Consider the following 25,051-nt stretch of genomic DNA (forward strand, 5'->3'; position numbering starts at 1 on the left):
ACGCACCGTGCCGACCATCGACCTCACCACTCCACCACCGGCCCCCGTCGGGCTCCTCGACGCCCTGCCCCGGCGGGTCTCGCTCACCCTGAGCGAGCTCCGCTTCGTGGCCGGGCGTGCGGGCGGAGCACCTCTGCCCTTCGACCTGCAGGAGCACGACGAGGCCCCCGCGTTGGAGGGGCGACTGGGTCCCATGGCCTCGGCCGACGAGGCCGCGGCCTACCGCACGGCCCTGGCAACCCTGCGCGACCCCATGGACACGCTCGAGCGTCGCGGCCTGCTCCGTGACGGACAGGTCGACGACGGCATCATCGGCGCGGTCGGGCTCCTCGCGACGCCCACGCTGGCACTGGACCTCGACGTCGTGGCCGACGCCGTGCAGGCCAAGGCCTGGCACCGGCAGTCAGGCGGCGCCGTCGCCACCCTCTCCACCGCCGACGGCATCGTCTTCGAGCTCACCTGGTTCGCCAACGACCACTGGCCCGCCGAGCTCGGACGCGTCGCGGTCATCCCCGAGGACCTGGTGCTGCGCGACTCGGCAGTGCCTGACGGCATCGACCTGCCCTACGAGCTCCTGGACGCAGCGGTCGAGGCAGCTCACGGCCGACGCACCGACCTGCTCCCCGTGCTGGTGGCCCAGCACAGCGGGATGGTCCGCGACGGCGATCGTCGCCCTCTCCCCGACGCTGAGGTCGTGGCCGCGCTGACCGCGCTCGAGAGCGAGACACAAGGTCGGTTGCGAGCGCTGGTGGCCGATGTCTCCTCCACCGCCACCACGGTCGTCGGCGTCGTCTCCTGGGTGCTGCTGGCCGACGGTTGGCGAGCCCTCCGCCCCCACCAGGAAGGCAGCCTGGCCCGGATCACTCTCCGTCGTGCGGAGCCGGGCGCCCTGGCGCCCGACCTGGCGCCCGTCCTGGCGGAGGTGTCCTCGTGATCGACGACCCCACCCGCGATGTGCTGCTCGGAGCTGCCTCCGGCCGCCGCGAGCCGCCGCTGACCGCCCAGCAGTCGTCGGACCTGGCGAGCAAGTATGACCGGATGCTGCACCTCGCCGGCATGTTCGACGCAGCCGCCGGGGAGATGCGACAGCGTGCCGGGCTCGGAGGCGACATCCTGGGTGACCCCGCGTTCGTGGCCACCGAGCCCCTGTCCCCCCGCTCCTACGCAGAGACCGTCGAGGATCTGCGCCGGACCGCCGGACTTCGCGGCCTCGAGACCAGCTCCGCCCAGCTCGCCGCCGATGCGCTGGTGCTCCGGGCCACCGTGGTCACCTACCGCTGGATCGACGAGCTCCAGCTGGCCGCCTTCCGCACCCTGGGCACGATCGCTGGACGTGCGATCGGCTACCTCGCGCCCGAGATCGCCCTGGGCGGCGCCGTCGTCTCCGCCGGACTGATCGAGACCGACGCACTGGACCGCGAGGACGTCGCGGCCTATCTCGATGAACTCGCCAAGAACAACCCCGAGCTCCTCGAGCACGTCACCAGCGGTGGCGGCGGCCTCCTCGACGGCCTCCAGATGCGCTCGCTGCTCACCGCCGGCGTGCTTTCGGGCGACCAGGGCCGCCTCGCCGGTCTCGGCGGTCTCCGTGCTGCCGGCGTCACGCCCTTCGCCGCCGACTTCGGCTCCGCGTTGCGTGACACCGCCGGCGGCCTGATCGACGCCTCTTCGTCCTCCGAGACCCGAGTGGACGTGGCCATCGGGGAGCCGCCCCGCACCGTGGCCGACCTGATGAGCGCGCTGGGTGCCACCTCGGCCAGCGTCGCGGTGCAGCGACTCGGCGACGACCACTACATCGCCTACCTCCCAGGACCCGAAGCGAGCGACGGGTCCCGCCTGCGCCTGATGAGTGGCGCTGACCGCTCCGCCTACGCCGCCGGCGTCGTACGGGCGATCGAGTCGGCCCTCGAAGGGGACGACGAGGCCCACGTGATGCTGGTCGGATCGGGTCAGGGCGGCGTCACCGCCGCCGAGATCGCCGCCGACGGGCCCCGCACCGCCTTCGTCATCGATGCCGTCGTGACGGCAGGCGCGCCGTCGGCCCACGTCCCCCGGATCCCGCAGCGCACTCGCGTCCTGTCGTTGGAGAACCGGTCTGATCCGGTGGCCGTGCTCGGCTCCCTCATGAGTGCCAGCACACCCAACCGGCTCACCGTCGTCTTCGACGCAGCGGGCACTCCTGGCGAGAGCGTCTACGTCACGGGCGGACGGGCAGTCGACGGGTCCAGTCATCCCGAGCTGCGCCACGAGATCGGCCGGCTGCAGGGCCTGGGCTTCCTGCGCATGTGAGCATCAACCGGCGAGGTCGTGCACAAACTCACCGAGCTGGGTGAGGTTGCGGCACTCCACCATGTCGACGATCGCGCCGTAGGTCGGCGCGGCCGAGTCGCCCGTCCCCCAGTGCCGTGCGGCCTCGGGGTTGAGCCACCACGCGTGCCGGGCGGTCCCCGCGAGGCGCTGGAGCACGTCGGCGTGCAGGTCGCTGTAGTTGGAGCGCGCGTCACCCAGGATCAGCAGCGAGGACTTCGGACCCAGGGCGTCGCCGTGGTCCTCCTCGAACTTCGTCAGCGCCCGGCCGTAGTTGGTGCGGCCCCACAGGGCGGCGTGCGCCGTGCTCGCGGCGAGCTCGATCATGACGTCGGCGACATCGGCCCCGGGCTTGAAGTGGTGGGTGACCTCGTGGACGTGGTCGATGAAGGTAAAGGCGCGGACCTTGTGGAACTGGTCGCGCAGGGCGAAGACGAGCAGCAGCGTGAACTGCGCGAAGTTGGCGACCGACCCGCTGACGTCGCAGAGCACCACCAGCTCGGTGCGGTGCGGGCGCTTGGGCTTGTGGTGCGTCACGAGAGGGACGCCGCCGGTCGACATCGAGGCCCGGACCGTACGACGGAAGTCGAGCGGTCCGCGTCGGCGGGCGTGGTGCTCCTGGGTGAGGCGGGAGGCGAGCCGACGCGCGAGCGGGTAGATCTCGCGGCGCATCTCCTCCAGGTCGGAACGGCGCGCCGAGGTGAAATCCAGCCGGTCGATGCTCGGCCGGATCGCGACGTTGGCGACGTGGTCGGGACCCTTCTCCTCGGCGATGCGACGCCGGGCGTCGTCCTCCACCTGGCGGGTGAAGGCGCCCACCCGACGACCGGCGACCCGCTGCGCCTCGTCGTCGTTGCGTCCCTGGGCCAGCAGCGCCGAGACGATCTGGTCGACCAGCTCCTGGGGGGACACTCGCTGCAGCGCCGTGTAGGCCGACCACGAGGAGAGACCCGGACCGCGGCCGGGCATGGCGCCGAAACGACCGACCATCTCGGCGGCGAGCTGGACCAGGCGCTGCTGGTCGTCCTGCGAGAGCGCGTCCAGCAGCTCGGCCTGGAAGGCCTGCAGGGCCTGGGCGTTGTCGCGGACCCCCTCGCCCTCACCGGCCTCGTCGCTGCTCCCGTCGGGGGCGCGGGCGCCCTCCCCCACCAGGCGCGGGAAGTAGAGGTCGAAGAGGGCGTCGAAGGTCGGCCGCTGGGCCTGACGCTTGAGGAGCGTGGCGGCGTAGGCGTCGTGGATGACGCTGCGGTCTGACCACTCGAGGGCCGTCAGCGCGGCGATGGCGTCGAGGTCCTCGGCGAGCGACACCGACATGCCGGCCCCGCGCAACGCCTCCAGGAAGGAGATGTGGCGGTCGACGAGGCCACTGCGGTGCGGGCGCTCCGGCTGGTTCACTTCTTGAGCCGGAGCTCGCGGATCGCACGCTCGTGGTCGGAGGCGTGCTTGAGCACGACGCCGAGGGTGTCGTTGACGGCCTTGTCGTCGAGGTCGCGGATCTCCAGGGCGATCAGCGTGCGGGCCCAGTCGACGGACTCCGCGATCGACGGCGCCTTCTTGAGCTCGAGCTCGCGCAGTCGACCGACGGTCGCGACCAGCTGCTCGGCGACCCGGTCGTCGAGGTCCGGGACCTGGGAGGCGACGATCTCGCGCTCCCGCTCGGCGTCGGGGTAGTCGAGGTGCAGGTAGAGGCAGCGGCGCTTGACGGCCTCGGAGAGCTCACGGCTGGCATTGGAGGTCAGCACCACCAGTGGTCGGCGTAGGGCCTCGATGGTGCCGAGCTCCGGGATCGTGACCTGGAAGTCCGACAACACCTCCAGCAGCAGGCCCTCGACCTCGACGTCGGTCTTGTCGACCTCGTCGATGAGCAGGACCGTCGGCTCCTCCCGGCGGATCGCCGTGAGGAGCGGCCGGGTGAGCAGGAACTCCTCGGTGAAGATGTCGTCGTGCGTGGCCGACCACTCCTGGTCGTTGCCCGACGCCTGGATGCGGAGCAGCTGCTTCTTGTAGTTCCACTCGTAGAGCGCGCGCGCCTCGTCGAGGCCCTCGTAGCACTGCAGCCGCACCAGCTCGGCTCCCGTCGCACGGGCGACGGCCTTGGCCAGCTCGGTCTTCCCGACGCCCGCGGGCCCCTCGACGAGCATCGGCTTCTCGAGGGCCCCGGCGAGGAACGTCGTGGTGGCGGTCGCCGGGTCGGCGAGGTAGCCGACGGCACCCAGTCGCTCGGCGGCGTCGGCGGGGGAGGCGAACCAGGTCATGGGCTCATCCTCCCCTACTCCGCCCATCCTGCTGGTCTAGGCCGCGAATGCCCCGTGGGCATGGGTGATCGATGACTCCGTGACCCGTCACGCTCGGCGTCGTTTCCCCTGACGTACGACGCCGATCAACGAGGAGGAGACACCATGCGACGCAAGCCGCCCGTGGCGCTGGCCCTCGTCGTGTCGCTGACCAAGTCGTTGGTCCTGCTGGTCGTGGTCGCCCTGGGGTTCGGGCTGATCGGCGGAAGCCAGGTGACGGCATCGCCCGGCGACGATCCGCCCGACCAGATCGAGGAGCGCTCCGCGGTCATCGAGAAGGCCATGGCCGAGCACGAGTGCTCGGTCTCCGGCTTCGCGGCCGGCGTCATCCCCCGCTCCGCGCTGATCCGGCGCGACGAGCGGGTGCGCCAGGTGTCCTTCGACGACGGCTGGGCCGTCCTCACCGGCGATGCCCCCGGCGTGCTGATCGCGGTGTGCCTCGGGGAGCTCGCGATGCCCCGGACCAGCGGAGTCCCGCGCTAGCTGACGTTGGGGCTCCCGTGCCGCCCCGCACCCGATGCGAAGCGAGCCGCGCCGTCGAGCGCCCCGGCCTCGAGGGAACGGAGTCCGTGGGCATACTCCACCTGGAGGGCAGCAGCCTCCTCCAGGCTCCACTGCTCGAGGGCTGCGAGACGATCGTTCCTCAGGCAGGCCTGGGGAAGCGCGCTCAACGAGAGCGCCAGCGCCTCGGCCTCCGCGCGCGCGGCACCCGGCTCGACCACCCGGTCGGCCAGGCCGATCCGCAGGGCCTCGTCGGCGTCCACCGAGCGGCCGGTGAGGATCAGATCCATCGCCCGACCTGCCCCGACGAGCCGAGGCAGACGGACCGTGCCCCCGTCGATCAGCGGCACGCCCCAGCGGCGGCAGTAGACGCCGAAGGTGGCGTCGCTCGCGACGACGCGCAGGTCGCACCAGATCGCGAGCTCGAGACCTCCGGCGACGGCGTACCCCTCGACCGCGGCGATCACGGGCTTGCCGAGCCGCATCCGGCTCGGGCCCATGGGGCCTGGGCCCTCGGGCGTCACCTGGTTGCCGCTCGGGGTGCCGACGGCCTTGAGGTCCGCACCGGCGCAGAAGGTGCCTCCTGCGCCGGTGAGGACCGCCACCGCCTGCGAGTCATCGGCGTCGAAGGCCTCGAACGCCGCTCGCAGGGCGGCAGCCGTCGGGCCGTCGACCGCGTTGCGTGCGTCGGGACGGTCGATGACCACCGTGGTCACCGGGCCGGCGATCTCGGTCCGGACGGTCGGGGATGACGTCATGACCGCCATCGTGTCGGTCATCGCGTCAGGAGTCGAGGAGCCCCTGCATGGTCGCGATCTCCTCGGTCTGCGTCGCGACGATCTCCTCCGCGAGCGAGACGGCGGGCTCGTGCTCGCCGTCCTCCTGCTCGGTCTCCGCCATCGACACCGCCCCCTCGTGGTGCTCGATCATCATCTCGAGCCAGAGGTCCTCGAAGTCCGCGTCGGGGGCGTCGGCAAGCTCCTCGAGGTCCTCGTCGCTCATCATCCCGGGCATGTCCATGCCGGTGTCGTCGGCCATGTCCCCCATGTCATGACCCTCGGCGTTGGAGTGGTCGCGGACGGTCGGCGGGACCTCCTCGCCCCACTGCTCGAGCCAGTTGCTCATGGTCTCGATCTCGGGACCCTGGGCATCACGGATTCCCTCCGCGACCTGCTGAAGGGCGGGGTCGAGGTCCCGCTCGACGGTCAGGTCGACCATCGTCAGGGCCTGCGCGTGGTGCTGGATCATGTCGGACGCGAACGCCACGTCGGTGTCGTTGTGATCGCTGCTGCTGGTCGACGCCGCGCCGGTGGAGTCGTCCCCGCCACATGCCGTGAGGGCGAGGGCGAGGGTCAGGGCGGCGAGGGTCCCAGATGTGCGGTGGGTAATGCGGTGCTTCGTGTGCATGGGTGTGCTCCGTCTGTCGGGTGCTGCTGGCCGGATGACTGCTCGGGTTCGGCGCGCCTCAGGGCGCCGGGGTGCACATCAGCAGCGGATGACGGAGAACTGCCACACAGGAGGTGGGCCGGTCCCGCTGGGGGACGCCCGCAACCGGGGGACGAGGCTGCGCGCCCGCCTCACGTCGTACGACGGCAGGACGGTGTGGCCGCGCAGCCCGACGAGCAGCAGCGCGATCGCCGAGGCCAGCACGATGAACGCGCAGAGCAGCATGCCGAGCTGGGCGGAGCCGCCCGCGTCGCCGGTCGAGACGGCCACCACTGCTGATGCCGCTGACGCCGCTGCCGCGGCCACGGGGTCGGCCGCGTGGCCAGCATGCTCCGACGGCGTGCTGTGCGTCCCGTGCTCGGCCTGCGCCGTGGGGGCGCAGTGCTGGCTGAGGACGTGCATGCCCAGGATCCCGAGGATCACCACCGAGAGCAGGGCGAGCACGACGCGACGCATTCCTCCAGGGTAGCCAGCCGCTCGGCGACCCTCGGACAAGGTGCTTGACGAAGTGCACATCGGCCGAGCCCTCGACGGGGCGGAGGGCGGGCCGGTCTTCCGAGAGGTCGTCATGCGCACGGAGTAGGGGTGTGTCGGCGCGGACCGCTAGAAAGGTCGCGTGACCGCACCCGCTCCGGCACCACCCCTGACCTCCCGCGCCCGCACCACCGCGGTGCTGGTGCTGTTCATGGCGACGTTCATGGACCTGCTCGACACCACGATCGTCAACGTCGCCCTCCCCTCGATCCAGGCCGACCTCGAGGCGTCGTCCGCGCAGCTCGAGTGGATCGTGTCGGGCTACGTCCTGGCCTTCGCCGTCGTGCTCATCACGACCGGCCGGCTCGGTGACATCCACGGCCGCAAGAAGGTCTTCCTCATCGGCGTCGCGGGCTTCACGCTCGCCTCCGCGGCGGCCGGGCTCGCCCCCACCGCCGACGTGCTCGTCATCTCCCGGCTGGTGCAGGGCCTCTTCGCCGCGACGATGGTGCCGCAGGTGCTCTCGATCATCCAGGTGCTCTACGCGCCGCGCGAGCGGGCCGGCGTGCTCGGCGCGTTCGGTGCCGTCACCGGCACCGCGGCGGTCGCCGGCCCGCTGCTGGGCGGCATCCTGACGACGTACGACGTGCTGGGGCTGGAGTGGCGCTCCATCTTCGTCATCAACATCCCTGTCGGGATCGTGCTGCTGGTCGCCGGGGCGATCCTGATCCCCGAGTCCCACGCCCGCGAGCGGGTCCGACTCGACCTGCGCGGCGCCGCCCTCATCTCGGTGGCGCTGTTCCTGGCCGTCTTCGCCCTCATCGAGGGGCGACCCGAGGGGTGGCCGGTGTGGATCTGGGCGATGCTCACGGTGAGCATCGTGCTGCTGGTCGTCTTCGTCCTCGCCCAGCGGAGGCTGGAGGCGGCCGGCGGCGCGCCGCTGGTCCCACCGACGCTCTTCCGCGACCGGGGCTTCTCGGCCGGGATGGTCACGGCGTTCGCGTTCTTCGGCTCCATCGGCGCCTACTTCTTCGTGATCGTCATCTACCTCCAGGTGGGGCTGGGCTTCACCCCGATCGGTGCCGCCGTGTCCACGCTGCCCTTCAGCATCGGCGCGTTCCTCGCCAGCGGCGCCTCGGTGCCGTTGGTCGCCAAGCTCGGCAAAGGTCTGGTGTTCGTCGGCCTGGTGGCCTTCGCGTCCGCCGTGGCCTGGACCGGGCAGACCGTGGCCCACCACGGTGACGCGCTCGGCAAGGCCGACCTGATCGGCCCCATGCTGCTGGGCGGTGCCGGCCTCGCCTTCGCCGCCATCCCCCTCCTCGACGTGGCGCTGGCCAACATCGACGTCCGCTACGCCGGCGCCGCCTCGGGTGTCTTCGGCACCTTCCAGCAGGTCGGTGCTGCCCTCCTGCTCGCCGTCGTCGGGGTCGTCTTCTTCGAGACCGCGGGCACGGTCTTCTCGCCCGCGGTCCTCCGGGACGCGCTGCTCACCGCCCTGTGGGTGCCCGGGGTGTCGCTCGGTGTCGCGGCGCTCGCGAGCCTGCTGCTGCCGAGCGTCGCCGCCGTCCGACGCCACAAGGAGCTCGCCGATGCGTTGGACCTCGCGGCGGTCGCCGAGCAGCCCGCATGACCACCGGGGCGCACCACCAGCGGTGGCCGGCAACGGTGGCAGTGCTGATCGCGCTCGCGTGCCAGTTCCTCGTGCCCGACCAGGTCAGCATCGGCCCGACCTGGGTCCTGCCGGCCCTCCAGCTGACGCTGCTGCTCCCCCTCGTCGCGACCAACCCCGTCCGGCTCGCGCGAGACCACCCGGTGCTGCGGGTCCTCGCCGTGGTCTCGGCCGGCGCCGTGCTCCTGGCCAACGCCGCCACGCTGATACACCTCGTGGTCCTGCTCCTCGCCGGCTCGACGATCAGCTCGCAGCGCCTGCTCGTCACCGGCCTGGTCCTCGTGACGACCAACGTCATCGCGACGAGCGTCGTCCTGTGGGAGCTCGACCGTGGCGGCCCCTTCGCGCGCGACCCGTCCCACCACCGGGTGCCCGGCGCTCCGGACCTGCTGTTCCCGCAGGCGGGCCTGCCCGAGGCCACCGACCGACCCTGGATCCCCACCTACCTCGACTACCTCTTCGTCGGTTTCACCATGTCGACCGCGTTCAGCCCGACCGACACCCTGCCGCTGACCCACCGGGCCAAGGTCGTCTACATGCTCGGCGCGAGCGTGGCCATCACGACGTTCGTCATCGTCGCCGCCCGCGCGGCCAACATCCTCTGAGACGCAGGAGACCCGCCCGGACGACGTCCGGTCGGGTCCAGTTCAAGTGACTCTGACGCGAACATGGCCCGATGCACCCGCGTCCTGCGGCGTGGTTCAGTCCTGTGCACCGGTTTCGCGTGTTTGTCGGTCGCGGAGCCAGGGGATGAGTCCGCCGGCGAGGACCATGTCGACCTGTCGCGTCGAGAGGCCGTGTCGCGCCACGTAGTCCTCGTCGCGGGTCTTGTTGTGAACGGTGATCGCGGTTCCGGCGACGAGGGCTTCACGAATGCCGGTAAGCATCAGTACATCGCCCTGCTGGATCCGATCATGATCGGCCGCATCGGCGAACTCGATGGCGAGCACACCGAAATTGGCGAGGTTCTGCCAGTGAATACGCGCGTAGGAAACGGCCAGCACCGCACGCAACCCGAGGAAGCGGGGGGTGATCGCAGCGTGCTCCCGTGAGGAACCCTGCCCGTAGTTGGCGCCGGCGACAATAATGTGGCCGTTCGCCTCGCGCGTTTCGGCGGCGCGTGCGGGATAGGTTTCATCGATCTGGGCGAAGGTGAATTCGGCGAGCTTGGGGATGTTGCTGCGGTATGGCAAGACCTTCGCACCGGCCGGCAGAATCCCATCGGTCGAAATGTCGTCGCCCACTTTCAGGGCGACTGGCGCCTCGATGTGATCGGCAAGGGGTCCGAAGACCGGCAACGAGGAAATGTTCTCGCCCTTGACCAGTTCGACCTGGGCTGACTCTTCGGGCGGCAACGGTCCTTCGAGCATGGCGAGGTTCACGCTCGACGTCGCGGGCAATTCGAGCGAGGGGTATTCCAGGTCGAATAGCTCCTGCAGGTCTCGCGGGTCGGTGATCGTGCCAGTCAGCGCCGCGGCCGCCGCTGTCTCCGGCGAGCACAAGTAGACCGAGTCCTCGTCGGTGCCCGAACGGCCAGGGAAGTTGCGCGGCATCGTACGCAGGCTGATGCTCCCGTTTGCCGGGGCCTGGCCCATGCCGATGCAGCCCATACAGCCCGATTGGTGCAGCCGGGCACCGGCCCCGATCAAGTCGAGAGTCGCACCCATCCGGGTCATGTCCTGCAGAATCTGCCGGGAGCTCGGGTTGACGTCGAAGGACACGCCCGCGTGCGTCTGGCGCCCCTTGACGATGGCGGCGACGATCGCGAAGTCCCGCAACCCCGGATTCGCCGATGACCCGATCACGACCTGCTCGACCGGTCGGCCGGCGACCTCCCGCACGGGCACGACGCTTCCCGGCGAGCTGGGCAGCGCGATGAGAGGCACGATGGTGGAGAGGTCAATCTCCTCGTCAACGTCGTACCCGGCATCCTCGTCGGCGAGCAACTCGGTGTAATCGTCCTCACGCTGCTCTGCACGCAGAAACAAGCGCACCTGATCGTCTGCGGGGAACACCGTGGTTGTAGCCCCCAGTTCGGCGCCCATATTGGCGATCACATGCCGGTCCATCGCGGTGAGCGTCGCCAGTCCCGGTCCGTAATATTCGACGATTCGATTGACCCCGCCCTTGACGCCATGTCGACGCAGCATCTCGAGGATGACGTCTTTCGCGCTCGTCCACGCAGGCAACTGGCCGGTGAGCTTCACGCCCCAGATTTTGGGCATTTTGATGTAGAGCGGCTCGCCGGCGATCGCGAGTGCGACCTCGATACCCCCCACACCGATGGCCAGCATGCCGAGCGAACCCGCCGCAGGCGTATGGCTGTCCGAGCCGACCATCGTCTTGCCCGGGATGCCGAACCGCTGCATGTGCGTCGGGTGCGAAACACCATTTCCGGCCTTGGAAAACCACAGGCCGAAGCGTTGACACGCCGATCGGAGGAAGTCGTGGTCCTCGGCATTCTTGCTGTCGGACTGCAAGAGGTTGTGGTCGACATATTGCACGGAGACTTCGGTGCGAGCACGATCAAGCCCCAGCGCCTCCAACTCGAGCATGACGAGCGTTCCCGTCGCGTCCTGGGTGAGAGTCTGATCGATGCGCAGACCGATTTCTGACCCAGGTTTCATCTCTCCGCTCAGCAGGTGAGAAGCGATGAGCTTCTGAGCTACGTTGTGTGCCACGGTGAGTTTCCTTGCTCGAATGTCGCCGGGAAATTCGCGGGCCGCGGCCACCCGGCGAAGAGTCCCACGGCTCCCTCCAAACTAGCCCCTTCGGTCGCGATCGTGGCCTGCGTGGAGGAAGGTGAATGACGCGCCGCTTCAGGCCTTCAGATGTCGGTCCGTTGAGGACAGATCGTCAGCTCCGACTAGATCTCCCGTTGGTGGGCCCCAGCCGGGTGGCTCGGTGCCAACCTGAGCATGGGCAGTCCCTTCACTGCCCATTCGTGGTCGCTGTCTTCATGCCGAGAGCCACAGCCACGCTAGGCGGGACGATCACTCCGGGTATGGGTTCGGCGTGCGGGTCGGGTCCGCCGCGAGGGGCAGCACCATGGCGACCTCGTCCGCGTCCTTCTCGGCCTCACCGTCAGCAACTCGCACGGGCCGACGCTCCGACGTCGGGCGGAAGCCGAAGCTGCTCGCGAAGCCGACCGCGGAGGCGTTGTCAGAGACCACCCAGAAGTAAAGCAGCCTGTGGTCATCCTCGGCCGCCTTCTGGCGTGCGACTGCGACAAGATCGCGCGCCACGTTTTGACCACGCACGCTCGGAGCGGTCCACAGCCCGAACACCTCACTGGTCTGGGGATCCTCGTTGTGCAGTCCAAGACAGACCAGACCGACTGGCTCGTTCCCGTACTCAGCCACGATGCGGGTTGCGTGGCTCATCCGGTCGCGCCAGAAGTCGTCGTCATAGGACGCCTCGTCCTCGAAACGGGCGATGAACGCCTCCGGAGCATCGCGCAGCGCCGCCAACCGGACGTCGCGGTAGAGCTGCCATTCGTCCTTGACCAGGAGGCGGACCTTGATGTCAGTCATGCTCGAGGGTTGCACACCCACAGGAATTGGCCAGCACGATGGGCCTGGTGAAGTCGCCACCCACCAGGCCCGTTGCTTCAGTACCGGTCACCCGATCTCTGCTGGACACTCACGCCCGCCAAGGCAAGCAGGCGGAGGGAGATTCTCACCAGTACGGCGCCCGGCAGTGCGCGGTGCTTTGGCCGGGAGTTGTGTGCCGATTCCATCAGTGGCGGCACCCTTTCCGAGACGCTGTTCGAGGACCGGCGTGACTGCTTTCGTTCATCCAGGCGTTCGAGACGGAGAAGTGGCTCAGCTGATAGATCTCGAGCCCTGCCTGGGAGGACTGTGTTGAGTCCGATCAGAAGGAGGAGCTCATGGCTATGTTGAAGATCCCGTTGGATCCAGCGACGGTGGTCGTCGCGGTGGATCCGGGAAGGTGATGAACCGGGTCTGGGTCAGTGATGGCACGGGCTGGGTGGAGAAGCCGGTCTCTGTACCGGTCTCGCGTGCCGGTCTGGAGCAGGTACAACGGCTGCTCGATGCACATCCCTCGGTGGTGGCGCCGGTGATCGCGGTCGAGGCGACGAGGAGTCTGCATCAGGCGTTCGTCCACGACCTGGAACCAAAACAGCCCCTGACACTGCATCTTCGCAGTTCAGAGGCTGTTTGGCATTGGCGGTGGCGGTGGGATTTGAACCCACGGTGGGTTTGACCCCACACATCATTTCGAGTGATGCACCTTCGGCCTCTCGGACACGCCACCGCGGGGAAGGTTACCGGAGCCGTCCGGGGTCGGTGAAATCTGGGTCTGGCTACTCCTCGACGGTGATCGTCGCGGTGTTGTCGCTGATCTCCTCGCGGACGGCGTAGGTTCCGGGGGCGTCGAAGCGGAACGCGCCGTTGAGGCCCGTGGTGACGGTGTAGCCGTCGAGGTCGCCCACGACCACCCCGTAGATCCCCTCGTCGCCGGTGATGAAGAGCACGACGTCACCGACCTCGATCGTCGAGGTGTCGGCGGTGAAGCCGCCCTCGTCGACGACGATCGTGTCCGCAGCCGGCTCGGTCGAGTCGACGTAGGTCACCCCACCGGCGGGAGAGTCGACCGGCGCCACCTCGCCGGCGTCGGCGACGTCCCCGGCAGGTGCGGCGGTCTCGCCGCCACCGCTGCCGTCGGGCTCGTCGTCACCGCCGCAGGCGCCGAGGCCCAGGGAGAGGGTGAGGCAGAGGGCGGCCGCGGCCGTGGGTCGGAGCACCTGACGAAGCGTGGGGAGCATCATGGGCCGGAACGTAACGGCCCGGGGCGGTCGGCCGCGATGGGGATCCGTACTCATCACGCCCCCACTCCTCATGCTTCGACGAAGCGCCACTCCAGCACCGAGCGGTAGGTCTCGCCCGGCCGCAGGACCGCCGAGGGCCAGTCGGGTCCCTCGTGGTGCGGGGAGTCGGGCGCGAGCTGCGGCTCGAGCGCGATCCCGGCGTACGGCCCGAGGGGCTCATCCGACAGCGACCGCCGCGAGCCGTCGAAGCCGCGCCCGGTGTAGACCTGCAGTCCCGGCTGGTCGGTGGAGACCACCACCGCCATCCCCGTACGACGGCACGCGAGCTCCGCCACCGGCCTCAGGCCGTGCCCCTCGAGGACGTAGTGGTGGTCGATGCCGACCTCGCCGAGGCGCCGCGCCGAGCGCAGGTCGAAGGGGGTGCCGCCGACTGGTGCGTGCTCGCCGAGCGGGATGCCGGTGGCGTCGGTCGGGGTGTAGCGGTCGGCAGCGACACGCAGCTCGTGCTCGGGCACCCCGGCGACACCCCCGAGCGCGAAGTAGGTGTGCTGGGTCAGGTTGACCAGCGTCGGCGCGTCCGTGGTGGCCGTCAGCTCCACGACCACGGTGTCGCCGACCACGGCGTAGCGCACCTGCGCGGACACCTGCCCCGGGAAGCCCTGGTCGCCGTCGGGGCTCTCCAGCGCGAGCACGACCTCGTCGTCGGCCTGCGACACGACGTCCCACACCCGGCGGTGGAAGCCGTCGGGGCCGCCGTGCAGCGCGTTTCCCCGGTCGTTGGTGACCACCGCGTGCTCGACCCCGTCGACCTCGAAGCGGCCCCGGGCGATCCGGTTGGCGTAGCGGCCGATGGTGCCGCCGACGAAGTCGACCGACGCGAGGTACTCCGCGGTCGTCGCGTGGCCGAGCACCACGTTGCGACGGGCGCGCCGGCCGACGTCGAGTCGCTGCACGGTGGCGCCGAGCGGGAGCACGTGGAGCACCGGGCCCGGCTCCCGGCCGATGACGATGCTGGTCAGGGGGGTAGGCACGGCGCGAACGCTAGCGGGCAGGAGACGGCGCGCGTTCGAGCAGGCGCGCGTCGACCGCGGCCGGGCTGAGCACCTGCTCCAGCGCCATGGAGGCACAGCCGACGAGCCCGGCGCGGTCGCCGAAGGTCGACGGCAGGAACTGCAGGTCGCGGGTGGCGAGCGCAGAGGCGCGGGCGTAGACGCTCTCGCGCACGCCCGCGGCGTAGACGTCGAAGACCGCGGCCATGTCGCCGCCGATGACGACGGCCTGGGGGTTGAGCAGGTTGATCGCGACGGCGAGGACCTCCCCGAGCTGACGGCCACTCTCGCGCAGCAGCTGCTTGGCATCCGCGTCGCCGGCCGCGGCCAGCGCCACCAGGTCGCGCACGTGGTCGACCCGGCGACCGGACTCGGTCAGCCGGGCGACCAGGGCCCATCCCCCGGCCAGGGTCTCCAGGCAGCCGGTGTCGCCGCAGCGGCAGGGGCGTCCGGCGGCGGCGTCGACCTTGGTGTGGCCGATCTCGCCGGCACCGCCGAGGTGGCCCGAGACCACCCGGCCCTCGGCGATGATCCCGAGCCCGAGGCCCGTCGAGGCCTTCACGACGATGAGGTCGGAGATCCCGGCCGCGTGGCCGAGCCGCTCGGAGCGGGCCAGCACGTCGGCGTCGTTGCCGACGAAGGTCGGTGCCTGCGCGACATCGGCGAGGTAGCGGGTCAGGTCGGCGCCGTCCCAGCCACCCATGACCGGCGAGTCGACGCTGACCCCGCGCACGGGGTCGACGGTGCCGGGCAGGCTGATCCCGATCGACAGCACCGGCCGACCGGCTGCGACCTCGTCCAGGAGACGACCAAGGTGGGTGGCGACCGCGGGCATGACGACCTCGGGACCCGCGCCCACGTCGTGGTCCACGGCGGAGGTCGCGAGCTGGTCGCCGAGCAGGTCGAAGAGCGCCAGCTGCGAGCGGGACCGACCGATCGCTGCGGCGAGGACGACACCGGCGTCCTTGTTGAAGAGCAGGCTCCCGGGCGGCCGGCCGCCGGTGGAGGCGAGCTCCTCGCCGACGAGCAGCAGCCCCGCCTCCGCGAGCGCGGCGACGCGCGCCACGACCGCCGTGCGCGACAGGCCGGTCTGGACCCGCAGCTGCGAGCGGGTGGTGGCCCGCCCCGAGCGCACGAGCTCGAGGACGTCGCCGGCGGTGGTCATGATCGCAATCCTAGGCGCTTCCGCTCGTCCCGATCTCTGGGTTGGCTTACTTTTGTCTAAACAATGCCCAAGTTATGCTTGTCGAGAGCACTCTTCGGTCCTACCGTTGAGTGGTGACCCTCCCTGCCACCGAGCTCTCCGCCGGCCTGCCCCCGTGCGACTTCACGGTCTTCGGTGGCACCGGGGACCTGGCGCTGCGCAAGCTCCTGCCCGCCCTCTACCAGCGCGAGCTCGAGGGCCAGCTGCCCGCGGGCACCCGGATCATCGGCGTCTCGCGCACCGAGCTCGACGACGACGGCTACCGCCACGCCGTCCGCGAGGCCCTCCACACCCACGTCACCGCCGACGAGCTCGACGAGGACGCCGTACGACGACTGGTCGACCGCGTCCGGCACCTCACCCTCGACTCCCGCGACCCCGAGGGCTGGCACCTGCTCCACGACCTGCTCAAGGACCGACCGCAGGTCGAGGGCGGCGAGGAGGTCGTGCGGGTGTTCTACCTCGCGATCGCACCGGCCCTCTTCGGCCCGACCTGCGAGCGGCTCGGCGCCGCCGGTGTCGTCGAGGACTCCTCCCGAGTGGTGATGGAGAAGCCGATCGGCACCGACCTGGAGTCGGCCCGCGCGGTCAACGACGCGGTCGGCCGGGTCTTCTGCGAGCAGCAGATCTTCCGCATTGACCACTACCTCGGCAAGGAGAGCGTGCAGAACCTGCTGGTCACCCGCTTCGCCAACACCTTCCTCGAGCCGCTGTGGAACTCCCGTTGGGTCGACCACGTGCAGATCACGGTGTCCGAGACCCTCGGGGTCGGGGACCGTGGTGGCTACTACGACACCTCCGGTGCGCTGCGCGACATGGTGCAGAACCACCTGCTCCAGCTGCTCTGCCTGGTCGCGATGGAGCCGCCGACCTACGTCGGCCGCGAGACCGTCCGCGACGAGAAACTCAAGGTGCTCCAGGCACTCAAGCCGATGAGCCCCGAGGACGTCGACCGGAGCACGGTCCGCGGCCGCTACACCGCCGGGCTCGTCGACGGCGCCGCCGTGCCGTCCTACACCGACGACATCGGGCACCCGGGCAGCAGCACCGAGACCTTCGTGGCCGTGCGCGCCGAGGTGCAGAACTGGCGGTGGGCCGGCGTGCCGTTCTACCTGCGCACCGGCAAGCGGATGGACCGCCGGATGTCGGAGATCGTGGTGGTCTTCAAGGAGCCGCCGCACGCGATGTTCCCCCACAGCGAGGGCGTCACGTCGCCCAACCGGCTGCACATCCAGGTCCAGCCCGACGAGGGCATGCGGCTGCACATGACCGCCAAGGAGCCCGGCCCGGGCGGCATCCGGCTGCGGCCGGTGTCGCTGGACCTGAGCTATGCCACGACGTTCACCCAGCGCTCACCCGACGCCTACGAGCGGCTGCTCATGGACGTCATCCGCGGCAACCCGACCCTCTTCATGCGCCGCGACGAGGTCGAGGCCGCGTGGACCTGGGTGGAGCCGATCCTCCGGCGGTGGCAGGCCGCCCCCGACCGCCCCAAGCGCTACCCCGCCGGCACCAGCGGGCCCACCGCAGCCGCCACGCTCCTCGAGCGCGACGGCCGACACTGGCAGGAGTCCGAGGCATGAGCCCCATCCACCCCGTCGTGGCGGAGGTGACCGACCGCCTGCTCGAGCGCAGCAGCCCCAGCCGTACGGCGTACCTCTCGCGCGTGCGCGCGGCCTCCGACCAGGGACCCGCCCGCGGCCAGCTGGGCTGCGCCAACATCGCGCACGGCTTCGCCGCTGCCGAGCCCGACGAGAAGGTCGCGCTGCGAGGGCGGACGAAGCCCAACCTGGCGATCGTCACGAGCTTCAACGACATGCTCTCCGCCCACCAGCCCTACGGCGACTACCCGCCGGTGCTCAAGCAGGCCACCGCCCGCGCGGGCGGGATCGCCCAGGTGGCGGGCGGGGTGCCGGCGATGTGTGACGGCATCACCCAGGGCCGCGACGGCATGCAGCTCTCGCTCTACAGCCGCGACGTGATCGCGATGTCGACCGCGATCGCGCTGAGCCACGACATGTTCGACGGCGCGCTGATGCTCGGCGTCTGCGACAAGATCGTGCCCGGCATGCTCATCGGAGCGCTGTCCTTCGGCCACCTGCCCACCGTCTTCGTGCCGGCCGGGCCGATGGCCTCGGGCCTGCCCAACTCGGAGAAGGCACGCGTGCGCCAGCTGCACGCCGAGGGCAAGGTCGGCCGCGACGAGCTCCTCGAGGCCGAGGCGGCGTCCTACCACTCGCGCGGCACCTGCACGTTCTACGGCACCGCCAACTCCAACCAGCTGCTGATGGAGGTGCTCGGCCTGCACCTGCCGGGCTCGTCCTTCGTCAACCCCGGCACACCGCTGCGCGAGGCCCTGACGCGAGCAGCGGCGGCGCGCGCGGTGGGGATCACCCGCCAGGGCGGGCAACCCACGCCGATCGGCGAGCTCGTCGACGAGAAGGCGATCGTCAACGCCTGCGTCGCGCTCCTCGCCAGCGGTGGCTCGACCAACCACACGATGCACCTGGTCGCGATCGCCCGGGCCGCCGGCGTCGCGCTGACCTGGCAGGACCTCTCGGACCTCTCGGCCGTCGTGCCGTCGCTGTGCCGGATCTATCCCAACGGTTCCGCCGACGTGAACCACTTTCACGCCGCGGGCGGCATCGGCTTCCTCGTGCGCACCCTGCTCCAGCACGGGCTGATGCACGAGGACGTGCGCACGATCATGGGTCCGGGTCTGAGCCACTACACCCGCGAACCCGTCCTGAGGGACGGCGAGCTGACCTGGCAGGACGGCACGGAGGTCAGCCTCGACCTCGACGTGCTGCGCCCGGCCGACGACCCGTTCTCCGCCGACGGCGGGCTCAAGGTCCTCACCGGGCCGCTCGGCACGGGCGTCATCAAGGTCTCGGCCGTCAAGCCCGAGCACCGGGTCGTGAGCGCCCCGGCGCTGGTCTTCGACGACCAGGACGACTTCCTCGTCGCCTTCAGCGAGGGTCGCCTCGACGGGCGTGACCTGGTGGCGGTGATCCGCTACCAGGGCCCCGCTGCCAACGGCATGCCCGAGCTGCACAAGCTCACCCCGTCGCTCGGCGTGCTCCAGGATCGCGGCCAGCGGGTCGCGATCGTCACCGACGGCCGCATGTCGGGGGCCTCCGGCAAGGTGCCGGCCGCCATCCACGTCACGCCCGAGGCCGCGCTCGGCGGCCCCCTCGCCAAGGTGCGCGACGGTGATGTGATCACCGTTGACGCCGAGCGCGGCGTGCTCACCATCGACGCCCCCGACCTGCACGGGCGCGCCGGCACCGGCCGCGCGCTCGACGGCGCCGAGTGGACCGGCACCGGCCGCGAGCTCTTCGCGGCCTTCCGCGCCACGGTCGGCGCGGCCGACACCGGCGCCAGCGTCTTCGGCTCCCACGGTGTCCCGCTCACGGAGGTTCCTCTTGTCCAGGTCTGAGTCCCGTCCCCCCGCCAGCCTGCTCGACGCCGTACCGGTCATGCCGGTCGTGGTGATCGACCGGCTCGAGGACGCCGTCCCCGTCGCCCGGGCGCTCGTCGACGGGGGCCTGCCCGCGATCGAGCTGACCCTGCGCACCCCGGTGGCGCTCGAGGCCATCCGCGCGATCGCGACCCAGGTTCCCGAGATCCTGGTCGGCGCCGGCACGGTCGTCGCGCCCGCGCAGGCCCGCGAGGCGCTCGACGCCGGAGCCCGATTCCTTGTCTCCCCCGGCGCGACCCCGTCGCTGCTCTCAGCGATGGTCGACACGGGGCTGCCGTTCCTCCCCGGCACGGCCACCGTCTCCGAGGTCCTCGCCGTGCTCGAGGCGGGCCTCACCGAGATGAAGTTCTTCCCTGCCGAGGCCTCGGGCGGTGCTGCGTTCCTCAAGGCGATCTCGTCGCCCGTCCCGGCCGCCCGCTTCTGCCCCACGGGCGGCATCACCGCGGCGACCGCGGGCGACTACCTCGCGCTGGCCAACGTCGGCTGCGTCGGCGGGTCGTGGCTCACCCCGGCCGACCTCCTGCGCGACGGCGACTGGGCGCGAGTGGAGGCGCTGGCCAGGGCGGCTGCCGCCCTGCGCTGAGACATGCGGCGGGGCGAGCGATGACTTTCCCTCGCGGTGACAGTCTGACGGGCATGGGAAGAATCGTGAGCAACTTCTTCATCTCCTTGGACGGCGTCGTCGAGTCGCCCGACCAGTGGCACTTCGACTACTTCAGCGACGAGATGGGTGCCGTCATCGGCTCGGGCATGGCGACCTGCGCGGGCTTCCTGATGGGCCGCAAGCTCTACGAGGAGTGGTCGGCCTACTGGACCACCAACACCGACGACGACGGCTTCGGGCCGTTCATCAACGCCATCCCCAAGTACGTCGTTTCCACGACGCTCACCGAGGCGACCTGGCACAACACCACGCTCGTGACGGGCACGCCCGAGGAGATCCAGACCCAGCTGAGCGAGATCAGGGCCTCCGCGGACGGCGACATCGGCGTCTCCGGCAGTGCCACCCTGGTCCGCTCCCTGCTGGCCATGGGTCTGCTCGACACGCTCGCCCTGCTGGTGCACCCGGTGGCCGTCGGCAGCGGGGACCGGCTGTTCCAGGACAGCCCCAAGATCCCGCTGCGGCTGCTGTCCTCGACGACGATCGAGCACGGCGTGCTGCACCTGGAGTACACCCCGGCCGAGCAGCCCCAGCCCTAGTCCTGCCTCAGCCCTGGGGCAGGACGATCGCCGAGGTGCCCGCGAGACTCCCGGGCGCGGCCGGCAGCGTGACGAAGAAGCGACCGCGACCCTCGGGCAGCGCCAGCTCGAACGCACCGGCCTCACCGACGAGACCGCGGGCGACCGCCTCGGTGGCCTCGCCGCCGAGCGGACCCTCCACCGATCGCCACAGCGTCACGGGGGTGCCGGGCTCGGCCGGGATCGCCGAGCCGACGACCCGGTCACCATCGATGCGTGCATCGACGTCCGGTGCGACCTCGACGACGAACGGCAACGAGACGCTGCCCTGCGCCAGTGGCCGGTCGACGAAGCGCCAGCGGTAGAGCGTGCGCCGCAGCGGCTCCACCGTCACCGTGGGCTCGGCGCCGTCGACGACGTCGACGGTCTCCCAGAACGTCGTGCCGAACGCCTGCTGCTCGAGGATCAGGCTGGATCCGGGCACCCGGGTGCCGCCCTCGGTCACCCGGAGGGCGCCGCGCAGCGCGAGCTGCTCCCCCGCGGTGATCGCGGCGCGCTCGCCAGTCATGTCGGTCGCCGTGGTCATGCCCTCGAGGTCGTACGTCGTCACGTCGCCCGGGCTGCCCAGGCGCAGCGTGTCCATGTTGAAGGGCGCGCCGTCGCAGCCGTAGCCGAGGGTGAACAGCCCCGGCGCGTCCCCGCCGTGCGCAGCGGTGAAGGTGGCGACGTCGGAGGGGAGCTCTGGTCCCTGCTCCAGCAGGGCGCCGGTGGTCATGTCGTGCTTGGACCAGAGGTAGAACAGGTCGGTCGCGTCGACCTCCTGCCAGCCGCCCGGGGCGAGGACCAGGTCGGCCCGACCGAACCACGCGGAACTGGTGCCCCCGTCGGCCGGCGCCTGGTAGCCGACGTAGGCCACCCCGCTCCCGCCATCTTCGGCGTAGGCCGCCAGGCTCGCGGTGGTCGTGTCGAGCAGCGAGTCGACCGAGAAGAGCGCGCCCATCGCCGAGCCGCCCTCGAGGTCGTAGCCGAGGCTACGCATCCCGGTCGGCGGCAGAGCGGGGCCGAAGCCGATGGTCGGCGCGAGGGTCTCGGCGCCACGCTCGTGGAGCGAGTCGCAGCCGACGTAGGCGAAGCCGACACCGGCCTCGGGGAAGGACGTGCCGCGCACGGTGACCGTCGAGTCGGCCCGGACCTCGGCCTGGGCAGGCGCGGCCGTCACGACGGTGGCAGCGGCCACCGCGGCGAGGACTGCGAGAAGACTCCGACCGGGCACAGCACCATTGTTACCCCACGGGGCATGATCGCGCGCCCCAATGACGAGGGTTCACGGCCCATTCATCGACGGCGTCACCGCCGAGCACGGAAGAAGTCGTCGAGCAGCGCAGTCGACTCGGTCGCGAGCACCCCGGCGACGACCTCGGGCCGGTGGTTGAGCCGCCGGTCGCGCACGACGTCCCACAGGCTGCCCACGGCGCCGGCCTTCTCGTCGTAGGCGCCGAAGACGATCCGGGACACCCGGCTCAGCACGGCCGCCCCGGCACACATCGTGCAGGGTTCGAGGGTCACGACGAGCGTGCAGCCGTCGAGGCGCCACTCGCCCAGGGTCCGGGCGGCGGCCCGGAGCGCGACCACCTCCGCGTGTCCGGTCGGGTCACCCTCGGCCTCGCGGACGTTGCGCCCGGTCGCGACCTCGGCCCCTGAGGCATCGAGGACGACCGCACCGATGGGCACGTCGCCCGTGGCCAGCGCGGCGCGCGCCTCGTCGAGGGCCGCGAGCATCGGCTCGCGCCACGGGGCGGTCGGGCTCACGCGCTGGTGAGGCCGACTGCGTCGTCGAACTGCTCACCGAACCCGAGGGCGCGGGCGATGTCGGAGAGCGCGTCGTCGGGGAAGAGGTCGAGGTCGTCGAGCAGGATCGCCAGGTCCATCGCCTGCAGGCCGAGGTCGCCGAGCAGGTCGAGGTCACCGGCCGGGGCGGGCTCGTCGTCGTCCTCGGGCATCGGCAGGTGGAGGAAGTCGACGGCCGATCCGGCCATCTCCCACTCGTCGGCGGCGGTGATGTCGGAGAGCAGCACGCGGGTGCTCGCACCGGCCACCCGGACGATGAGGAAGAAATCCTCGTCGATGGACACCATGCCGACGGCTCCCCCGTCCCCGGGGAAGCGACGCAGGGCCTGGGCGAGGGCGTCGACGTCCACGAGGTGGTCGGTCACCATCTCCTGGACCTGCCAGACGCCTTCCTCACGGTAGGCGGCCAGGGCGTAGTCGATGCCGTCGTGCTGCTCGGTCATCACTGCCCTCCGTCCTGCCGGTGGATGTCGCCCGACCAGAGTGGCACGCCAGAGGCACCGGGGCCAGCCCGCCCATTAGGGTTTCGCCATGCGCACCCACGTCGTCGACCACCCGCTCGTCGCCCACAAGCTGACCACGCTGCGCGACATCCACACGGACTCGCCGACCTTCCGGGCGCTGACCGACGAGCTCGTCACGCTGCTGGCCTACGAGGCCACCCGCGACGTCCGCGTCGACCCGCACGACATCCAGACGCCCGTCTCCCCGACCACCGGGGTCAAGCTGGCCTCGCCCAAGCCGCTGGTCGTGCCGATCCTCCGGGCCGGGCTGGGCATGCTCGACGGGATGATGCGGCTGCTGCCGACGGCCGAGGTCGGCTTCCTGGGGATGATGCGCAACGAGGAGACGCTCGAGGCGTCGACGTACGCCGAGCGCCTTCCGGAAGACCTCTCGGGCCGCCAGTGCTATGTCCTGGACCCGATGCTCGCGACCGGTGGCACGCTCGCGGCCGCCATCAGGTTCCTCACCGACCGTGGCGCCGACGACATCACCGCGATCTGCCTGCTCGCCGCTCCCGAGGGCTGCCAGCGCCTCGAGGACGACTTGTCCGGCCTCGACGTCCCGGTCACCATCGTCACGGCGGCCATGGACGAGAGGCTCAACGAGAAGGGCTACATCGTGCCCGGCCTCGGCGACGCCGGCGACCGGCTCTACGGGCTGGCGCACTGAGCGTCGGCGGACATGTGACCTCGCGGTCCGCCCAGGCAGCGGACGCGACCCCGGTCACCTGACCCCCTGTGTAGGTTGACCCACGGTCAACCCCCAGGAGGTATCCGTGCGCATCGGCATCCCGCGCGAGTCCAAGGCCGGCGAGACCCTCGTCGCTGCCACCGCGATCACCGCTGCTCAGCTGACGACACTCGGCTACGAGGTCGTCGTCGAGTCCGGCGCGGGATTCCTCGCCGACCAGCCGGACAGCGCCTTCGAGGCCGCGGACATCACGGTGGGCTCCGCCGACGACGCCTGGTCGTGCGACGTCATCGTCAAGGTCAACGCCCCGACGCCGGCCGAGATCGGGCTGCTGCGTCCCTCCGCCACGATCGTGTCGCTGATGGCACCCGCGCGCAGCCCCGAGCTCGTGGAGCAGCTGACCGCAGCCGGCGTGACCGCCCTGGCGATGGATGCCGTGCCCCGGATCTCGCGCGCGCAGTCGTTGGACGTGCTCTCCTCCATGGCCAACGTCGCGGGCTACCGCGCGGTCATCGAGGCCGCCCATGCCTTCGGACGCCAGTTCACCGGTCAGGTGACCGCGGCCGGGAAGGTCCCGCCCGCGAAGGTCTTCGTCGTCGGCGCCGGGGTGGCCGGGCTCGCCGCGATCGGCGCGGCCGGGTCGATGGGCGCGATCGTCCGCGCGTTCGACGTACGCCCCGAGGTCGCCGAGCAGGTCGAGTCGATGGGCGCCCAGTTCGTCACCGTCGACATGACCCAGGAGGTCAGCTCCGACGGCTATGCCCAGGAGATGACTGCTGAGCAGGAGGCCGCCACGGCAGCGATGTACGACGAGGAGGTGCGCGCCGCCGACATCGTCATCACCACTGCGTTGATCCCCGGACGACCCGCGCCGGTGCTCGTGCGGGCCGAGACCGTCGCTGCGATGCGCAACGGCTCCGTCATCGTCGACATGGCCGCGGCCAACGGAGGCAACTGCGAGCTGACCGTGACCGACGAGCGCGTCGTCACCGACAACCTCGTCACCGTCCTGGGCTTCACCGACCTCGCCTCCCGGCTGGCCGCGCAGACCTCGCAGCTCTACGGCACCAACGTCGTCAACCTCTTCAAGCTGCTGACCCCGGGCAAGGACGGTCAGCTCACCCTCGACTTCGACGACGTCGTCCAGCGCGGCATCACCGTCGTCCACGACGGCACCCTGATGTGGCCGCCCCCGCCCGTGCAGGTCTCGGCGGCACCGGTCGCCGCCGCACCGCCCGCGGAGCCGGTCGCGCCGAAACCACCGCCCGACCCCCGTCGCAAGACGTACGCCGCGGCGCTGGGCGCCGTCACGTTCCTGGCGCTCGCGGCCTACGCGCCGGCGGTGTTCCTGAACCACTTCACGGTCTTCGCCCTGGCGGTCTTCGTCGGCTACTACGTGATCTCCAACGTGGCGCACGCCCTGCACACCCCACTCATGAGCGAGACCAACGCCATCTCCGGGATCATCCTGGTCGGCGGCGTCCTCCAGGTGGGCAGCACCAACCCGGCGATCGCGATCCTCGCCACCGTGGCCGTGCTCGTCGCCAGCATCAACATCTTCGGCGGGTTCCTCGTGACCCTCCGGATGCTCGAGATGTTCCGGAAGGACTGAC

General features: G+C 70.8%; 25 protein-coding genes and 1 tRNA gene. 12 read left to right on the forward strand and 14 right to left on the reverse strand.

The features are described from left to right. Positions 1–7: 7 nt before the first annotated feature. Both BM204_RS05160 and BM204_RS05165 read left to right on the forward strand, forming a co-directional pair. Entirely contained in the window at positions 8–934 is a 927-nt protein-coding gene (locus tag BM204_RS05160; protein WP_091110978.1) for a hypothetical protein, read from the forward strand. Further along, entirely contained in the window at positions 931–2,289 is a 1,359-nt protein-coding gene (locus BM204_RS05165) for a hypothetical protein (RefSeq protein WP_091110979.1), read from the forward strand. Before BM204_RS05160 ends, BM204_RS05165 begins: the two co-directional genes overlap by 4 nt. Positions 2,290–2,292: 3 nt before the next feature. Here BM204_RS05165 and BM204_RS05170 read toward each other — a convergent pair whose 3' ends face one another. After that, on the reverse strand, positions 2,293–3,702 hold the full coding sequence (locus BM204_RS05170) for a vWA domain-containing protein (RefSeq protein ID WP_246166086.1): 1,410 nt from the start codon (positions 3,700–3,702) through the stop codon (positions 2,293–2,295). Next, positions 3,699–4,562 carry an AAA family ATPase gene (locus BM204_RS05175; protein ID WP_091110981.1) on the reverse strand — a complete coding sequence of 288 codons (864 nt, stop codon included), beginning with the start codon at positions 4,560–4,562 and terminating at the stop codon, positions 3,699–3,701. Before BM204_RS05175 ends, BM204_RS05170 begins: the two co-directional genes overlap by 4 nt. 144 nt (positions 4,563–4,706) lie before the next feature. Between BM204_RS05175 and BM204_RS05180 the strand changes: the two genes are divergently transcribed. Continuing rightward, the gene (locus BM204_RS05180) at positions 4,707–5,084 is read left to right on the forward strand and encodes a hypothetical protein (protein ID WP_091110982.1); all 378 of its coding nucleotides are present in this window, start codon (positions 4,707–4,709) and stop codon (positions 5,082–5,084) included. Here the strand turns inward: BM204_RS05180 and BM204_RS05185 are convergent. From BM204_RS05185 to BM204_RS05195, 3 genes are all read right to left on the reverse strand, one after another. Beyond that, on the reverse strand, positions 5,081–5,860 hold the full coding sequence (locus tag BM204_RS05185; RefSeq protein ID WP_091111237.1) for a crotonase/enoyl-CoA hydratase family protein: 780 nt from the start codon (positions 5,858–5,860) through the stop codon (positions 5,081–5,083). The two genes, BM204_RS05180 and BM204_RS05185, sit on opposite strands and share 4 nt — an antisense overlap. 25 nt (positions 5,861–5,885) lie before the next feature. Continuing rightward, the gene (locus BM204_RS05190) at positions 5,886–6,509 is read right to left on the reverse strand and encodes a DUF305 domain-containing protein (protein ID WP_091110984.1); all 624 of its coding nucleotides are present in this window, start codon (positions 6,507–6,509) and stop codon (positions 5,886–5,888) included. A gap of 78 nt (positions 6,510–6,587) precedes the next feature. Further along, positions 6,588–7,004: a DUF6153 family protein gene (locus tag BM204_RS05195; protein ID WP_091110986.1), complete on the reverse strand. Its 417-nt coding sequence runs from the start codon at positions 7,002–7,004 to the stop codon at positions 6,588–6,590. 160 nt (positions 7,005–7,164) lie between these two features. Here BM204_RS05195 and BM204_RS05200 point away from each other — a divergent pair, with 160 nt between their 5' ends. After that, positions 7,165–8,652 (forward strand): MFS transporter, encoded by a 1,488-nt coding sequence (locus BM204_RS05200; protein WP_218031161.1) that lies wholly within the window; start codon positions 7,165–7,167, stop codon positions 8,650–8,652. Further along, positions 8,649–9,296: a hypothetical protein gene (locus BM204_RS05205; RefSeq protein WP_091110987.1), complete on the forward strand. Its 648-nt coding sequence runs from the start codon at positions 8,649–8,651 to the stop codon at positions 9,294–9,296. Before BM204_RS05200 ends, BM204_RS05205 begins: the two co-directional genes overlap by 4 nt. Positions 9,297–9,392: 96 nt before the next feature. Here BM204_RS05205 and BM204_RS05210 read toward each other — a convergent pair whose 3' ends face one another. Then, complete coding sequence (locus tag BM204_RS05210) at positions 9,393–11,423, reverse strand: aconitate hydratase (protein WP_218031160.1); 2,031 nt, start codon at positions 11,421–11,423, stop codon at positions 9,393–9,395. Between the two features lie 261 nt (positions 11,424–11,684). Beyond that, the gene (locus BM204_RS05215) at positions 11,685–12,224 is read right to left on the reverse strand and encodes a GNAT family N-acetyltransferase (RefSeq protein ID WP_091110990.1); all 540 of its coding nucleotides are present in this window, start codon (positions 12,222–12,224) and stop codon (positions 11,685–11,687) included. A gap of 418 nt (positions 12,225–12,642) precedes the next feature. Here BM204_RS05215 and BM204_RS22150 point away from each other — a divergent pair, with 418 nt between their 5' ends. Next, the gene (locus BM204_RS22150; RefSeq protein WP_143099658.1) at positions 12,643–12,918 is read left to right on the forward strand and encodes a hypothetical protein; all 276 of its coding nucleotides are present in this window, start codon (positions 12,643–12,645) and stop codon (positions 12,916–12,918) included. On the opposite strand, the gene BM204_RS05225 is transcribed toward BM204_RS22150, so the two are convergent. From BM204_RS05225 to BM204_RS05240, 4 genes are all read right to left on the reverse strand, one after another. Then, positions 12,880–12,969, reverse strand: a tRNA-Ser gene (locus BM204_RS05225). The genes BM204_RS22150 and BM204_RS05225 overlap by 39 nt on opposite strands. Positions 12,970–13,018: 49 nt before the next feature. Beyond that, positions 13,019–13,483: a CHAP domain-containing protein gene (locus BM204_RS05230; RefSeq protein WP_091110994.1), complete on the reverse strand. Its 465-nt coding sequence runs from the start codon at positions 13,481–13,483 to the stop codon at positions 13,019–13,021. Positions 13,484–13,551: 68 nt separating this feature from the next. Beyond that, positions 13,552–14,514 carry an aldose epimerase family protein gene (locus BM204_RS05235; protein ID WP_170259099.1) on the reverse strand — a complete coding sequence of 321 codons (963 nt, stop codon included), beginning with the start codon at positions 14,512–14,514 and terminating at the stop codon, positions 13,552–13,554. 10 nt (positions 14,515–14,524) lie between these two features. Next, positions 14,525–15,697: an ROK family protein gene (locus BM204_RS05240; protein ID WP_091110997.1), complete on the reverse strand. Its 1,173-nt coding sequence runs from the start codon at positions 15,695–15,697 to the stop codon at positions 14,525–14,527. A gap of 113 nt (positions 15,698–15,810) precedes the next feature. Here BM204_RS05240 and zwf point away from each other — a divergent pair, with 113 nt between their 5' ends. Genes zwf through BM204_RS05260 form a run of 4 tightly spaced genes read left to right on the forward strand, consistent with a single transcriptional unit; the run spans position 15,811 to position 20,417 of the window. Next, positions 15,811–17,319: a glucose-6-phosphate dehydrogenase gene (gene zwf / locus BM204_RS05245; RefSeq protein ID WP_091110998.1), complete on the forward strand. Its 1,509-nt coding sequence runs from the start codon at positions 15,811–15,813 to the stop codon at positions 17,317–17,319. Then, entirely contained in the window at positions 17,316–19,175 is a 1,860-nt protein-coding gene (gene edd, locus BM204_RS05250) for a phosphogluconate dehydratase (RefSeq protein WP_091111000.1), read from the forward strand. The genes zwf and edd overlap by 4 nt, the downstream gene beginning before the upstream one ends. Beyond that, positions 19,162–19,800, forward strand: a complete 639-nt coding sequence (gene eda, locus BM204_RS05255; protein ID WP_246166078.1) for a bifunctional 4-hydroxy-2-oxoglutarate aldolase/2-dehydro-3-deoxy-phosphogluconate aldolase — start codon at positions 19,162–19,164, stop codon at positions 19,798–19,800. The genes edd and eda overlap by 14 nt, the downstream gene beginning before the upstream one ends. A gap of 53 nt (positions 19,801–19,853) precedes the next feature. Then, the gene (locus tag BM204_RS05260) at positions 19,854–20,417 is read left to right on the forward strand and encodes a dihydrofolate reductase family protein (protein ID WP_091111004.1); all 564 of its coding nucleotides are present in this window, start codon (positions 19,854–19,856) and stop codon (positions 20,415–20,417) included. A gap of 7 nt (positions 20,418–20,424) precedes the next feature. Here BM204_RS05260 and BM204_RS05265 read toward each other — a convergent pair whose 3' ends face one another. The 3 genes from BM204_RS05265 to BM204_RS05275 form a co-directional block, all read right to left on the reverse strand. After that, a complete protein-coding gene (locus tag BM204_RS05265) occupies positions 20,425–21,669 on the reverse strand; it encodes a hypothetical protein (protein ID WP_143099659.1) in 1,245 nt (414 codons plus the stop codon). Positions 21,670–21,743: 74 nt separating this feature from the next. Continuing rightward, complete coding sequence (locus BM204_RS05270) at positions 21,744–22,175, reverse strand: nucleoside deaminase (protein WP_091111240.1); 432 nt, start codon at positions 22,173–22,175, stop codon at positions 21,744–21,746. Positions 22,176–22,201: 26 nt separating this feature from the next. Continuing rightward, positions 22,202–22,687 carry a tRNA adenosine deaminase-associated protein gene (locus BM204_RS05275; protein WP_091111008.1) on the reverse strand — a complete coding sequence of 162 codons (486 nt, stop codon included), beginning with the start codon at positions 22,685–22,687 and terminating at the stop codon, positions 22,202–22,204. Positions 22,688–22,775: 88 nt separating this feature from the next. Between BM204_RS05275 and upp the strand changes: the two genes are divergently transcribed. Together upp and BM204_RS05285 are read left to right on the forward strand one after the other, a co-directional pair. After that, positions 22,776–23,417 carry a uracil phosphoribosyltransferase gene (upp, locus tag BM204_RS05280; RefSeq protein WP_091111010.1) on the forward strand — a complete coding sequence of 214 codons (642 nt, stop codon included), beginning with the start codon at positions 22,776–22,778 and terminating at the stop codon, positions 23,415–23,417. Positions 23,418–23,523: 106 nt separating this feature from the next. Next, on the forward strand, positions 23,524–25,050 hold the full coding sequence (locus BM204_RS05285; protein ID WP_091111012.1) for a Re/Si-specific NAD(P)(+) transhydrogenase subunit alpha: 1,527 nt from the start codon (positions 23,524–23,526) through the stop codon (positions 25,048–25,050). Position 25,051: the final 1 nt, after the last annotated feature.

The organism is Nocardioides psychrotolerans (assembly GCF_900113685.1).
In the GTDB taxonomy this organism is placed as follows: Bacteria; Actinomycetota; Actinomycetes; order Propionibacteriales; family Nocardioidaceae; genus Nocardioides; species Nocardioides psychrotolerans.

Coding starts and splice junctions, on each gene's coding strand:
- BM204_RS05260 (WP_091111004.1), top strand. CDS start 19,854: ATGGGAAGAATCGTGAGCAACTTCTTCATCTCCTTGGACGGCGTCGTC.
- BM204_RS05275 (WP_091111008.1), bottom strand. CDS start 22,687: ATGACCGAGCAGCACGACGGCATCGACTACGCCCTGGCCGCCTACCGT.
- BM204_RS05190 (WP_091110984.1), bottom strand. CDS start 6,509: ATGCACACGAAGCACCGCATTACCCACCGCACATCTGGGACCCTCGCC.
- BM204_RS05185 (WP_091111237.1), bottom strand. CDS start 5,860: ATGACGTCATCCCCGACCGTCCGGACCGAGATCGCCGGCCCGGTGACC.
- edd (WP_091111000.1), top strand. CDS start 17,316: ATGAGCCCCATCCACCCCGTCGTGGCGGAGGTGACCGACCGCCTGCTC.
- BM204_RS05175 (WP_091110981.1), bottom strand. CDS start 4,562: ATGACCTGGTTCGCCTCCCCCGCCGACGCCGCCGAGCGACTGGGTGCC.
- BM204_RS05230 (WP_091110994.1), bottom strand. CDS start 13,483: ATGATGCTCCCCACGCTTCGTCAGGTGCTCCGACCCACGGCCGCGGCC.
- BM204_RS05215 (WP_091110990.1), bottom strand. CDS start 12,224: ATGACTGACATCAAGGTCCGCCTCCTGGTCAAGGACGAATGGCAGCTC.
- BM204_RS05270 (WP_091111240.1), bottom strand. CDS start 22,175: ATGCTCGCGGCCCTCGACGAGGCGCGCGCCGCGCTGGCCACGGGCGAC.
- BM204_RS05205 (WP_091110987.1), top strand. CDS start 8,649: ATGACCACCGGGGCGCACCACCAGCGGTGGCCGGCAACGGTGGCAGTG.
- BM204_RS05240 (WP_091110997.1), bottom strand. CDS start 15,697: ATGACCACCGCCGGCGACGTCCTCGAGCTCGTGCGCTCGGGGCGGGCC.
- BM204_RS05180 (WP_091110982.1), top strand. CDS start 4,707: ATGCGACGCAAGCCGCCCGTGGCGCTGGCCCTCGTCGTGTCGCTGACC.
- upp (WP_091111010.1), top strand. CDS start 22,776: ATGCGCACCCACGTCGTCGACCACCCGCTCGTCGCCCACAAGCTGACC.
- BM204_RS05195 (WP_091110986.1), bottom strand. CDS start 7,004: ATGCGTCGCGTCGTGCTCGCCCTGCTCTCGGTGGTGATCCTCGGGATC.